The 11,116-nt window shown below is 71.9% G+C and carries 11 protein-coding genes; 8 read left to right on the forward strand and 3 right to left on the reverse strand.

Annotated elements, in window-relative coordinates; genetic code table 11:
- Positions 1-100: 100 nt before the first annotated feature.
- Positions 101-1,066: a hypothetical protein gene (locus tag OG787_RS40350; RefSeq protein ID WP_405538583.1), complete on the reverse strand. Its 966-nt coding sequence runs from the start codon at positions 1,064-1,066 to the stop codon at positions 101-103.
- 1,255 nt (positions 1,067-2,321) lie between these two features.
- Here OG787_RS40350 and OG787_RS40355 point away from each other — a divergent pair.
- Together OG787_RS40355 and mycP are read left to right on the forward strand one after the other, a co-directional pair.
- A complete protein-coding gene (locus tag OG787_RS40355; RefSeq protein WP_405538584.1) occupies positions 2,322-3,275 on the forward strand; it encodes a hypothetical protein in 954 nt (317 codons plus the stop codon).
- Entirely contained in the window at positions 3,272-4,483 is a 1,212-nt protein-coding gene (gene mycP, locus OG787_RS40360) for a type VII secretion-associated serine protease mycosin (RefSeq protein WP_405538586.1), read from the forward strand. The genes OG787_RS40355 and mycP overlap by 4 nt, the downstream gene beginning before the upstream one ends.
- Positions 4,484-4,507: 24 nt before the next feature.
- Here mycP and OG787_RS40365 read toward each other — a convergent pair whose 3' ends face one another.
- Positions 4,508-5,551 (reverse strand): serine hydrolase, encoded by a 1,044-nt coding sequence (locus tag OG787_RS40365; protein WP_405538587.1) that lies wholly within the window; start codon positions 5,549-5,551, stop codon positions 4,508-4,510.
- 149 nt (positions 5,552-5,700) lie between these two features.
- Between OG787_RS40365 and OG787_RS40370 the strand changes: the two genes are divergently transcribed.
- Complete coding sequence (locus tag OG787_RS40370; RefSeq protein ID WP_369034328.1) at positions 5,701-6,432, forward strand: SseB family protein; 732 nt, start codon at positions 5,701-5,703, stop codon at positions 6,430-6,432.
- On the opposite strand, the gene OG787_RS40375 is transcribed toward OG787_RS40370, so the two are convergent.
- Positions 6,429-6,803 carry a DUF1844 domain-containing protein gene (locus OG787_RS40375; RefSeq protein ID WP_405538588.1) on the reverse strand — a complete coding sequence of 125 codons (375 nt, stop codon included), beginning with the start codon at positions 6,801-6,803 and terminating at the stop codon, positions 6,429-6,431. The two genes, OG787_RS40370 and OG787_RS40375, sit on opposite strands and share 4 nt — an antisense overlap.
- A gap of 368 nt (positions 6,804-7,171) precedes the next feature.
- On the opposite strand from OG787_RS40375, the gene infC reads away from it, so the two are divergent.
- The 5 genes from infC to OG787_RS40400 all read left to right on the forward strand — a co-directional run bounded on the left by infC (position 7,172) and on the right by OG787_RS40400 (position 11,065).
- Positions 7,172-7,885, forward strand: a complete 714-nt coding sequence (infC, locus tag OG787_RS40380) for a translation initiation factor IF-3 (protein ID WP_369034326.1) — start codon at positions 7,172-7,174, stop codon at positions 7,883-7,885.
- Between the two features lie 106 nt (positions 7,886-7,991).
- On the forward strand, positions 7,992-8,186 hold the full coding sequence (rpmI, locus tag OG787_RS40385; RefSeq protein ID WP_003947156.1) for a 50S ribosomal protein L35: 195 nt from the start codon (positions 7,992-7,994) through the stop codon (positions 8,184-8,186).
- 102 nt (positions 8,187-8,288) lie between these two features.
- On the forward strand, positions 8,289-8,672 hold the full coding sequence (gene rplT / locus OG787_RS40390) for a 50S ribosomal protein L20 (RefSeq protein WP_105974242.1): 384 nt from the start codon (positions 8,289-8,291) through the stop codon (positions 8,670-8,672).
- A 308-nt stretch (positions 8,673-8,980) separates the two neighbouring features.
- Positions 8,981-9,829 (forward strand): TrmH family RNA methyltransferase, encoded by an 849-nt coding sequence (locus OG787_RS40395; protein WP_369034325.1) that lies wholly within the window; start codon positions 8,981-8,983, stop codon positions 9,827-9,829.
- 54 nt (positions 9,830-9,883) lie between these two features.
- On the forward strand, positions 9,884-11,065 hold the full coding sequence (locus tag OG787_RS40400; protein WP_405538589.1) for an ATP-binding protein: 1,182 nt from the start codon (positions 9,884-9,886) through the stop codon (positions 11,063-11,065).
- The last annotated feature ends 51 nt before the right edge of the window (positions 11,066-11,116 follow it).

Here is an 11,116-nt window from a genome sequence, read left to right on the forward strand (position 1 = left end):
CCAGACACGATTACCGCAGGGTAAGGGGACGATCCGGGCAGAAGCCACGGTGCCGCGGACTGGTTCCCGCTCGGCGGGGGTCAACCCGTAGAGTGACGCTTCACGCAGGGAGGAGCCACCGCGCGCGGAGGTACGCGCCCGGATGGCGGCACGCCCGCGCGGGTATGCGTGCCCGGGACGGCCGCGTCCCGCGCCGCACGGATTTTGGAACGGGGGGTGGCATGAGCACGGAAGCGCGCCGCGCCTCCATCCCTCCACGCCCGACCACTCCACCGGCCACGGACGAGACCGCGGAGGACACGAGGAGCACGCCGGACGGCACGCACCGCCCATCGGCTTTCGGCACGCCGGCGGACGCGTCGACGGCCGACCGCAGCAGCGCGGGCAGGACGCCTGACTGGAACGATGCGGGCACCACGGGCGACCGGCCCGGTGCGGGCAGCGCGGGTGCCACGACCGGCTGGCCCGGCGCGACCGACGACGCGACGACCACGACGTCTGGGCATACGCCCGGTGTGTCGTCGGCCCCGTCAGACCCCCGCCCGGGAGCCGAGAACGGCACACGGCCGCCCGGTACGGCTTCCGGCCCGGTGCCCTCGGGCCGGCCGTCTTCCGGCTCGGCGTCCTCTGGTTCGGCGACTTCTCGTACGACCGTTCCCGGCGCGGCGGCCCCTCGTACGGCTGCGCCCAGCACGACGAGAGCCCCCGGCACACCGGACGCCACCCAGGACTGGGCCCCGCCCCGCTTCCCGCACCTGCGTGCCCCCTCCCGCGAGGGCACCGACCCCATAACCCCGCCTCCGCCGCCGCCCTCCTCGGCCCGGCTCCCGGACGCGCCGCCCGCCGGCCGTACCCCGGCTGCGCCGCGCCCCCGGCCCGACCTGCCGCCGCGCCCGACCCACCAGCCGCCCGTGGCACCCTGGCGCCCGACCGCCCTCACCGAGACCGAGTCGGAGACGACCCGGCGCCTGCGCAAGGTCCCGCCGACCGCCCCTCCCCGGCCGACCGACCAGCCGCGCACCGGCGAGACGCCCCCCAGCCCCAACGGCCGCCCCGGCACCGGCACTCAGCCGCGCCCCACCGACGCACCCCGCACTCCGGACCGGCCCTTCGCCCCCGGCGGCCGCCCGTACCTCTCGGACCAGCTCGAGCGGTCTCAGACGTCGGACACCGCCGAGATGCCTCCGGCGCCGGCCGATCCTCCGCGCCCGGCGAGCGCGCCTTCGGCCCCTGCCGGCCGGCCGTACCTCACGGACGGGCCCGTGGCCGATCCTCCGGCGCCCGCTGATCCCGCGCGCCCGACAGGCGGGCCTTCGGCTTCGGTTGGTCGCCCGTACTCCACGGGTGGGTCCGCAACCGGCTCTTCGGCGCCCGCTGATCCCGTGCGCTCGACAGGCGGGCCTTCGGCTTCGGTTGGTCGCCCGTACTCCACGGGTGGGTCCGCAACCGGCTCTTCGGCGCCCGCTGATCCCGTGCGCTCGACAGGCGGGCCTTCGGCTTCGGTTGGTCGCCCGTACTCCACGGGTGGGTCCGCAACCGGCTCTTCGGCGCCCGCTGATCCCGTGCGCTCGACAGGCGGGCCTTCGGCTTCGGTTGGTCGCCCGTACTCCACGGATGGGTCCGCAACGGACTCTCAGGCGTCTGCTGATCCCTTGCGCCCGGCAAGCAGGCCTTCGGCCCCGGCCGGCCGGCCGTACTCCATGGGCGGGTCCGCAACCGGCTCTTCGGCGTCTGCTGATCCCTTGCGCCCGGCAAGCGGGTCCTCGACCCCGGTTGGTCGGTCGTCCCCCTCGGATCCGTCCGCGCACGCGTCGGGCAACGGTTCCGGCAGCGCCGAGAGTGCCTCGGCTGGTGTGCCTGCCGCCCCGGCCGGTCGGCCGTATCTCCCGAACGCGCCCGTGGCTGACCGGTCTCAGGCGTCGGGCGGTCGTTCCGGCACCGCCGACATGCCTTCGGCGGATCAGTCCTCCGGCCCGGTCGGCCGCCCGTCCGGCTCGGACCCGGCCGTGGCCGACCGGACTCAGGCGGCGGCCGGTCGTCCGGGCGCCGCCGAGAGTGCCTCGGCTGGTGTGCCTGCCGCTCCGGTCGGTCGTCCCTATCTCCCGAACGCGCCCGTGGCTGACCGGTCTCAGGCGTCGAGCGGCCGTTCCGGCGCTGCCGAGATGCCCTCGGCGAGTGCGCCTCCCGCCCCGGCCGGTCGACCGTATCTGTCGAACGCGCCCGTGGCTGACCGGCCTCACGCTTCGAGCAGCCGGCCCGGCGCTGCCGAGATGCCCCCGGCCGGCGCGCCCTCCGCCCCGGCTGGTCGGCCGTACTCGTCCGTGTCCGAGCCGGTCCAGGGCTCCAGCATCGAGATGCCCCCGGCCCCCGCCGAACCTCCGCGCCCCGCCCCCGGCATGCCCGATCCCGCGCTCTCCTGGAACGCCCCCTACGGCGCCGACGCCGGTGGTGTCGGAGCCGGGCGGCCTGTTGTGTCGCTTGCTCAGCCTGATGTGTACGGGATCGGGGCGCGGCACCGTTCCTTCAGCGGGCGGGTGTTGCTCGCCGCAGTCTGTGCCGTGGTCGGGCTCGGGCTCATCGGCGGTGCGCTGACCGGGAGTTGGCTCACCGGGGACGGGTCGGGGGACGCCGGTGCGCGTACCGCGTTCACCGCCGCCGCCGGGCTCTGGCACAGCGTTCCCGTGGACGAGCTGTTTCCGCCCACCATTGACGGCGACGGGGCCGGTCCCGGCGGCGCCGACCGGACCTGGACCCGGATCGCCGTCGCCCCGGACAGCGGTTGTGCCGATGCCTTCGACCCGCTGCTGCTCAAAGCCCTCGCTCCCGTCGGCTGCCAGCGCCTCCTGCGCGCCACCTACACCGACGAGACCCAGAGCTACGTCACCACCGTCGGCCTCCTCTTCACCAAGGCCGACGCCACCGCGATGCGCGCCCTGCGCACCCGCTTCAGCAACGAGAAACTCGATCAGCGGGCCGACCTGATGCCCCGGCCCTACGCCGCGAAGAACACCCTCGCCGCCGGTTTCACGGACGCCCAGCGTGCCTCCTGGACCATCTCCGTCCTCACCGACGCCCCCGTCGTCACGTACGCCGTCTCCGGCTGGGCCGATGGCCGGAAGGTCGACTCCCCGCAGGCCGCCGAAGCGGCCATGGTCACCGGCGCCACCACCGCCCCCGCCCAGGCGGGCCTCGGCCACGAGGCGAAGGGCCTGGCCGACCGCGTGGAACGGGCCCTGCGCAAGACCGTCGGCTCGGCCGCGAAGCAGCAGTCATGATCCGGACCCGCACCGCCCGCAGTGGGCTCCTCGTGCTCCTCCTGGCCGGCTCGCTCTCCCTCCTGCCCGCCACCAGCGCGTACGCCGACGGCATCCGGGCCCAGCAGTGGGCCCTCGACGCCATGCACACGCAGGAGGCCTGGCGTACGACCAAGGGCAAGGGGATCACGGTCGCCGTGCTCGACACCGGCGTCGAGGCCGACCACCCCGACCTCGTCGGCAACGTCCTCGCGGGCAAGGACATGGTGGGCTTCGGCGCGAGCCGGGGCGACGCGGCCTGGGCCAGGCACGGCACCGCCATGGCCGGCATCATCGCCGGTCACGGCCATGGCTACGACAACGACGACGGAGTCATGGGCATCGCCCCCGAGGCGAAGATCCTCCCCGTCCGCGTCATCCTCGAAGACGGCGACTCGGCCCGCGGCAAGGCCCGCAACACCCGCGGCAACGCCCTCGCCGAAGGCATCCGCTGGGCCACCGACCAGGGCGCCGACGTCATCAACCTCTCCCTCGGCGACGACTCCAAGTCCGCCCACCCGGAACCCGCCGAGGACGAGGCCGTCCAGTACGCCCTGGAGAAGGGCGCCGTCGTCGTCGCCTCGGCAGGCAACGGCGGCGACAAGGGCGACCACATCTCCTACCCGGCCGCCTACCCCGGCGTGATCGCCGCGACCGCCGTCGACAAGTACGGCACCCGCGCCTTCTTCTCCACCCGCCGCTGGTACGCCACGGTCAGCGCCCCCGGCGTCGACGTTGTCATCGCCGCCCCCGACGAGCGCTACTACGAGGGCTGGGGCACGAGCGCCGCCGCCGCCTTCGTCTCCGGCGCCGTCGCCCTCATCAAGGCCGCCCACCCCGGACTGACCCCGGCCCAGATCAAGAAGCTCCTGGAGGACACGGCCCGCAACTCGCCCGACGGCGGCCGGGACGACTCCCGTGGCTACGGCTTCATCGACCCCGCGGCGGCCATCAAGGCGGCGGGCAAACTCAAGCCGGAACAGCTCAAGTCGGCCGAGTACGGCAAGGAGTACTTCGGTACGGGCCCCGACGCGGCCCCCGAGAAGGAAGACTCCGCCGGCTGGGCCGGCCCCGTCGCGGGCGGCCTCGGCGCCCTGCTCCTCATCGCGGCGGTCACGCTGTGGCGCGGTCGCCGCAGGACGGTCGTCCAGCCCGCCCATGACTCGTACGACGACGACTTCCTCCGGTGACTGATCCGGGGACCTGATCGTCCGTCAGGATTCGGTAGTGGTACCGGACTTCGTGGCCGTCGTGGCCGTCGTCGCCCCCGCGTCCGCGCTCTCGAACACCGACACCGCCGCCCGCGCCGCCGACTCCACCAGCGAAATCCCCTTCGCCTTCGTCGTGTTGCCGTTCGACACCACCGCGACCAGGAACTCACGCCCGTCCGCCGCCGTCACCCGCCCGACGCTGTTGATGTCCCACAGCCCCGTCGCCGTACGCGGCAACCACCCGTTCTTCAGGGCGAATCGGGAGCCTGTGGTACCTCCGTCGGCCGCCGCCGACACCCCCCAGTCCTGGTCCACCGCTATGGAACCCATCAGGCCCTGGAGATACGTCCGGTTCGCCTCGCTCAGCTGCGACGACTCCCCGTTCTCCGCGAACACCTGCCGGAGCAGGGTGAGTTGATCGGCCGCAGTGGTCTGGGTCAGGCCCCACAGCATGCCCGTACCGCCCTCGGTGTCCGTCAGCCCGAAGCGCTTGTTGGCGGTGGCGAGCCCCGCCGCCTTCCCGATCGCCGTCCACAGCGCCGACGCCGAGGCGTTGTCGCTGACCTGGATCATCGCGGTGGCGTACCGCTTCTCCTGCGCCGTGAGACCCCGCTTCTCGTCCTGCGCCTGGAGCAGCAGCGTCGCCAGGATGTCCACCTTGACGATGCTCGCCGTGTCGAAGGCCCCGTCCCCGTACGTGGCGCTGTCACCCGACTCGACGTCGAGCACGGCCACGGACACCTCGGCCCCGTCCTCGGCCGCGGCCGTCACCCGCTTCATCGCCTTGGACAGCAGCGTGTCCGGGTCAACCGTGGGCTCCGCCTGGGGTGCCACCGACGCCTCCTCGCTCACCGAAGCCGAAGCCGAAGCCGAACTCGACGCCGACGCGGAGGGGGAGGGAGAGGCCGGCGACGCCGACGATACGCGGCCCGTGTGAGCCTGTGCCTTCACATACGCGGTACCCACCCCCGTACCGCCCATGACGACCGCGGCGGCGAGCACGATGTGGACGAGCGACCGGCGCCGGGGAGCTGTCTCAGAGGCCATGCCGCGATGCTGGCGGCCCTGACTGTGCGGTGGATTAGGCGAATGTTAGATGTGTGTCAGCTCTGCCTGAGAATCCCGTGAGTCCGGTGAACGGCGGGTTTCCGGGGCGGCGAAAGCCCAGGAGCGATCCCCCGATAGGGTCGGTCACCGTGGCGAACAAGAACATTCCCGACTCCGGCTTCCCCGACGACGACGGCACCGCCGACCCCCGGCTGAGCGCCGCGCTGGCCGCCTGGGCCGAGGACCGCGCCGCCGTCGGACCGGTACTGGCCGCGCTCAAGGGCGCCCGGCTGCTCGTCCCCGTCGTCGCGGTGCTCGGGGAGGTCGAGGAGGACGAGAACGGGCTGCGCCACGAGAAGACCAGCGACATGGCCGTACCGACCCTCAAGGCCGGCGACCGGACCGCCCTGCCCGCCTTCACGTCCACCGACTCGCTGGCCCGCTGGGACCCGGCCGCCCGCCCCGTCGCCGTACCCCTGCACCAGGCCATCCAGGCGGCCGTCCACGAGAAGGCGGACACGATCGTGCTCGACCTGGCCGGTCCCGTGCCGTACGAGCTGACCGGGCCCGCGCTGCGCGCGCTCGCCGAGGGGCGTACGACGGCCGATCCGCTCGCCGATCCCGCCGTGGTCGACGCCGTACGGGCCGCCGTGGCCGCCGAGCCCGCCGTGGTCCGCGCCCACCTGGGCCCGGGACAGGCCGACGGCACCCTCGCGCTCGTACTGGACCCGGCCGCACCCCCGGCCGACGCGGCCCGCGCGGTCGCCGGACGTCTCGCCGCCGACGAGACGCTCAGGGCCCGCCTGGTGCGCGGCCTCGACCTGGCACTGCTGCCGGCCGGGGCGGTGCCTCCAGGCGAGCCCCTCTACACACGTCCCTAGCCGTAGATCGGGCCCGTGTACTTCTCGCCGGGGCCCTGGCCCGTTTCGTCGGGGACGAGGGACGCCTCGCGGAACGCCAGCTGGAGCGACTTCAGGCCGTCGCGCAGCGGGGCCGCGTGGAAGGAGCTGATCTCCGTCGCGGACGCGTCGAGCAGACCGGCGAGGGCGTGCACCAGCTTGCGGGCCTCGTCCAGGTCCTTGTACTTGTCGCCCTCGTCGGTCAGACCGAGCTTCACGGCGGCGGCGCTCATCAGGTTCACGGCGACCGTGACGATCACCTCGACCGCCGGAACCTCGGCGATGTCGCGGGTCATGGCGTCGAAGTCGGCGCTCTGGGGAGTCTCAGCACTCTGGGGAGGGGTCTCACTCATGGCCCACACGATAGGCCCAGGGGTCCGGGCGCCTTTGTGCGGGCGCCCGGTACCTGCCGGTTAGCACCTGCCCCTACTTGGTGCTAACCTTTTGTAACGACCGGCTGGACACTTGCGTGCCCGGCCCACAAGTGGAGGCTCCGATCTCCCACCCGGCCATCCTCACGGACGGCGGGTCACCCGGTCAGGCGGCCACCATCGTTCCGTACGGACGATGGAGTCGCCCGATGTGCGCCCCGCGGTTGACCGCGGCGGTGCTCCGGTATTCCTTTGGAGCCCCGCCTGTGTCCCGTCGGGGCATTTTTCATGTGCCCCGGTGGTTGGTCCCAACGTCATCAGAGACATACGCGGCTGTCCGCCAGACCGCCGTGTGGTGCTACCGAGGAGGATCCATCAGCACCGAGCCCCGCATCAACGACCGGATTCGCGTTCCCGAAGTGCGACTTGTCGGTCCCAGCGGCGAGCAGGTCGGGATTGTTCCGCTTGCCAAGGCCCTGGAGCTTGCGCAGGAGTACGACCTCGACCTGGTCGAGGTGGCGGCGAGCGCTCGCCCGCCGGTCTGCAAGCTCATGGACTACGGGAAGTTCAAGTACGAGTCGGCCATGAAGGCCCGTGAGGCGCGCAAGAACCAGGCGCACACGGTCATCAAGGAAATGAAGCTCCGGCCGAAGATCGATCCGCACGACTACGACACCAAAAAGGGTCACGTCGTCCGGTTCCTCAAGCAGGGCGACAAGGTCAAGATCACGATCATGTTCCGTGGTCGCGAGCAGTCCCGGCCCGAGCTGGGCTACCGACTGTTGCAGCGGCTCGCGTCGGACGTCGAGGACCTCGGGTTCATCGAGTCGAACCCGAAGCAGGACGGCCGGAACATGATCATGGTTCTCGGTCCGCACAAGAAGAAGACCGAGGCGATGGCCGAGGCCCGTGAGGCCCAGGCGGCACGCAAGGCGGAAGCGAAGGCCAACCCGGGCAAGTCGCAGAACGCCGCGGAGAGCGACGAGGTCGACGAGGACATCGTCGACGACGCCGCCACCGCCGAGACCGTCGAGGCTCAGTCCGAGGCATCCGCCGAGGTCTGATCCCGGGGCTCACGCCCTGGGATGCCAACCCATACATATGACGTTCCACCGTGCCCGGTTTCACGACCGGGCACCGGAACGCCACTGACGAGGAGAGAACGGCGCTATGCCGAAGAACAAGTCGCACAGCGGTGCCAGCAAGCGCTTCAAGATCACCGGCTCCGGCAAGGTGCTCCGCGAGCGCGCCGGCAAGCGCCACCTGCTCGAGCACAAGTCGTCCCGTCTGACGCGTCGCCTCACCGGCAACGCCGAGATGGCCCCGGGCGACGCCAAGAAGATCAAGAAGCTTCTCGGCAAGTGACGTACCGGCGCCCGCGCGCCGTACGTACGTCTGAAGACCGGGACCCTGTCGAAATCCGGGCTGTGTGACAACAACCACGGCCCCGCTACAAGGAGTTAAAAAGTGGCACGCGTCAAGCGGGCAGTAAACGCCCACAAGAAGCGCCGGGCGATCCTCGAAGCCGCCTCCGGCTACCGCGGTCAGCGTTCGCGTCTGTACCGCAAGGCCAAGGAGCAGGTCACCCACTCGCTGGTCTACAACTACAACGACCGCAAGAAGCGCAAGGGTGACTTCCGTCGGCTGTGGATCCAGCGCATCAACGCCGCTGCCCGCGCCAACGGCATCACGTACAACCGCTTCATCCAGGGTCTGAACGCGGCCAACATCGAGGTCGACCGCAAGATCCTGGCCGAGCTGGCCGTCAACGACGCCGGTGCGTTCGCCGCGCTGGTCGAGGTCGCGCAGAAGGCTCTGCCGGCGGACGTCAACGCGCCCAAGGCGGCGTGACGCCAGCGCTGGCCTTGAGCAGCGTGTGATGTGACCCGGGCCCGCAGGTGTTCGCCGCCTGCGGGCCCGGGTGTTTTTTTGGTTGCGTTGTCGGGTGCGGGTCCGGTGGGGGCTGGTCGCGCAGTTCCCCGCGCCCCTAAAAGCAAAAGACCCGGCCCTGCGGCCCGAAAGGCGAGGGGCGCAGCCCCCGCCTTTCAGGGGCGCGGGGAACTGCGCGAGAAGCCCCACCGGCCCGCACCGGCCACGCAAGCGATGCACCCACCCCCTCAGGCGCTCACCTCACCCGACCCGACCCCGAAGGTGCCCACATGCCCTCCGCCCCCGAGCTGATCTCCCCCCGCTCCGCCCGCGTCGCCGCCGCGCGGCGGCTGGCCCGGCGGAACTTCCGGGGGAAGGACCGGCTGTTTCTCGCGGAGGGGCCGCAGGCCGTGCGGGAGGCGGCCGGGTACCGGAAGGGGACGCTCGTCGAGCTGTTCGCCACCGTCGACGCCGCCGAGCGGTACGCCGACATCGTCGGGGAGGCCGAGAACAGCGGCGCCCGCCTCCACCTCGCCGATGACGACGTCATCGCCGACATCTCCACCACCGTCACCCCGCAGGGCCTCGTCGGGGTCTGCCGGTTCATCGACACCCCGTTCGAGGACATCCTCAAGGCGCGGCCCAAGCTGGTCGCGGTCCTCGCGAACGTCCGCGACCCGGGCAACGCCGGCACCGTTCTGCGCTGCGCGGACGCCGCCGGTGCCGAGGCCGTCGTACTCACCGATGCGTCTGTGGATCTCTACAATCCCAAGGCCGTACGCGCCTCCGTGGGCTCTCTGTTCCATCTGCCCGTGGCCGTCGGGGTGCCCGTCGAGGAGGCCGTGGCCGGGCTCAAGGGCGTCGGCGTACGGATTCTGGCCGCTGATGGAGTGGGTGCGGACGATCTTGACGACGAGCTGGACAAGGGCACCATGGGCGGGCCCACCGCCTGGGTGTTCGGCAACGAGGCCTGGGGGCTCCCGGAGGAGACGCGCGCGCTGGCCGACGCCGTCGTGCGTGTTCCCATTCACGGAAAGGCGGAAAGCCTGAACCTGGCGACCGCCGCCGCCGTATGTCTCTACGCGTCCGCCCGTGCACAGCGCGCCTCCGGAGGGTGCCGCTCCGTCACCGAGAGCTAGTAGGGTGACGGGCTCGGGGGCCCACTGCGCCAGTCCGAGAGGTGGGGTACGGGGATGACTGTCGGCACGAGCGGAACACTGGGGGCATGGGGATTGCGGAGTGAAGCCGCCTCCCGGCACGGTGATCCCGCCGGGCCCGGTCCCGGGACCGGAGCGGGATTCGGAGCCGAGCTGGGCATCGACCCCGACGACCTGCCCGACGGCCTCGTCGTCGCCGACGAGCATGGCCGGGTGATCTGCTTCAACGCCGCCGCCGCACGCATCACCGCCGTTCGTGCCGCTGATGTCCTGGGCCTGCGGCTCGACCGCGCCCTTCCGTTAGAAGACCTCGAAGGGCGGCGCTGGTGGCAGCTGACCGACCCCTACGGCGGGCTCGCGATCCGGAACGGCCAGCCCGAGCGGAATCTGCTGCTGCCCGGCGGGCGTGAGGTCCTCGTCTCGGCGCGTTATCTCCGTACGCGTCCCACCGGACCGATCCGCCGCGTCGTCGTCTCTCTCCGCGACACCGAGGCCCGCCGCCGCACCGAGCGCAGCCACGCCGAGCTGATCGCCATCGTCGCCCACGAACTGCGCTCGCCGCTCACCTCCGTCAAGGGCTTCACCGCGACCCTGCTCGCGAAGTGGGAACGGTTCACCGACGACCAGAAGAAACTGATGCTGGAGACCGTCGACGCCGACGCCAACCGTGTCACCCGGCTCATCGCCGAACTGCTCGACATCTCCCGCATCGACTCCGGCCGGCTCGAACTGCGCCGCCAGCCCGTCGACATGGGCGCCGCCGTCGGCCGGCACATCCAGGCGTACGTGGCCGCGGGCCAGCCCGCCGACCGGTTCCTGCTCCGGATAGAGCAGCCCCTGCCCGCGCTGTGGGCGGACCCGGACAAGGTCGACCAGGTGCTCAGCAACCTGCTGGAAAATGCCGTGCGCCACGGCGAGGGAACCGTCACCATCGATGTCACGGCCGCGCTGTCCCCGCGTGAGGGGGACGCCGACCAGAACACGGCCACGTCGGTCACGGTGAGCGACGAGGGGCCCGGCATCCCGGAGGAGTCCATGAACCGCGTCTTCACCCGCTTCTGGCGGGGCAGCAAGCGCGGCGGCACCGGCCTCGGGCTGTACATCGTCAAGGGCATCGTCGAGGCCCACGGCGGCTCCATCACGGTCGGCCGCGCCCCCGGCGGCGGCGCCGAGTTCCGATTTATGTTGCCCGTGAGCACCCCGGCGTACCTCCAGTAACGCCGACGAGGCCCCACGGGCGCGTTCGAACACCTCACCCCCGTTAGACTC

Origin of the sequence: Streptomyces sp. NBC_00075, assembly GCF_045041225.1 — a bacterium.
GTDB classification, from domain to species: Bacteria; Actinomycetota; Actinomycetes; order Streptomycetales; family Streptomycetaceae; genus Streptomyces; species Streptomyces adonidis.

What these genes read in the sequence shown, in the direction of transcription:
- rpmI (WP_003947156.1), top strand. Translation starts at nt 7,992, where the DNA reads ATGCCGAAGAACAAGTCGCACAGCGGTGCCAGCAAGCGCTTCAAGATC.
- OG787_RS40400 (WP_405538589.1), top strand. Translation starts at nt 9,884, where the DNA reads ATGACTGTCGGCACGAGCGGAACACTGGGGGCATGGGGATTGCGGAGT.
- OG787_RS40395 (WP_369034325.1), top strand. Translation starts at nt 8,981, where the DNA reads ATGCCCTCCGCCCCCGAGCTGATCTCCCCCCGCTCCGCCCGCGTCGCC.
- OG787_RS40365 (WP_405538587.1), bottom strand. Translation starts at nt 5,551, where the DNA reads ATGGCCTCTGAGACAGCTCCCCGGCGCCGGTCGCTCGTCCACATCGTG.
- OG787_RS40375 (WP_405538588.1), bottom strand. Translation starts at nt 6,803, where the DNA reads ATGAGTGAGACCCCTCCCCAGAGTGCTGAGACTCCCCAGAGCGCCGAC.
- mycP (WP_405538586.1), top strand. Translation starts at nt 3,272, where the DNA reads ATGATCCGGACCCGCACCGCCCGCAGTGGGCTCCTCGTGCTCCTCCTG.